Source organism: Shinella sp. AETb1-6, from assembly GCF_009826875.1.
Classification (GTDB): domain Bacteria; phylum Pseudomonadota; class Alphaproteobacteria; order Rhizobiales; family Rhizobiaceae; genus Shinella; species Shinella sumterensis.
Window position 1 is genome coordinate 1 of the sequence record NZ_WUMM01000042.1, and the last position, 809, is coordinate 809.

An 809-nucleotide genomic window follows, 5' to 3' on the forward strand; every position below is an offset into this window, starting at 1 on the left:
GGACTCGTTAGAGCCAGAAAATGACGGCTGCAGCGATGCAGATGGCCGAGAAGAAGGTGTGGGCGCATCGGTCGTAGCGAGTTGCGATGCGGCGCCAGTCCTTGAGTTTTGCGAACAGGTTCTCGACCTTGTGGCGCTGACGGTAAAGGGCGGTGTCGTAGGCGTATGGGACTTTGCGGCTTCGGCTCGAGGGGATGCACGGCTCGATGTCTCGTGCTTCCAGTTCCTGGCGCAACCAGGCGCTGTCGTAGCCGCGGTCGGCGATCAGATGAGAGGCCGGCGGCAAGGCGTCGAGGACGAGACGGGCGCCTTTGTGGTCGCTCATCTGGCCTTCCGATAGGAGCAGGATGATCGGCCGTCCGTCACCGTCGCAAACGGTGTGGAGCTTCGAGTTCAACCCGCCTTTTGTTCGCCCGATACGGCGGGGAACATCCCCTTTTTGAGCAGGCTCGCCGCGGTGCGGTGAGCCTTGAGATGCGTCGCGTCGATCATGATACGCTCGGGTTTCGGCCCTTTGCCGGCGAGAACGGCGAAGATCCGGTCGAAGACGCCGAGCCGGCTCCAGCGAATGAAGCGGTTGTAGAGCGTCTTATGCGGACCGTAGCCAGTCGGCGCGTCCTTCCACTGGAGACCGTTGCGAATAACGTAGACGATGCCGCTCACCACCCGGCGGTCATCGACCCTCGGCACTCCGTGGGACAGCGGAAAGAACGGCGATATCCGCGCCATCTGGCGCTCGCTTAGCAGAAACAAATCACCCATCAAGGCCTCCTATTGGAGGCCGTGAAGCACATCTCAAACGAAATTAA

Annotated in this window: 1 protein-coding gene; it reads right to left on the reverse strand. The window is 61.2% G+C overall.

What is annotated here, in order from left to right; all coding sequences use genetic code 11:
- Nucleotides 1-7: 7 nt before the first annotated feature.
- Nucleotides 8-762, reverse strand: a protein-coding gene (locus GR158_RS25050) for an IS5 family transposase (protein ID WP_160873056.1) whose coding sequence is annotated in 2 segments (ribosomal slippage) — nt 8-429 and nt 429-762 — 756 coding nt in all. Because the reading frame shifts where the segments join, the coding sequence is not laid out codon by codon here.
- Nucleotides 763-809: the final 47 nt, after the last annotated feature.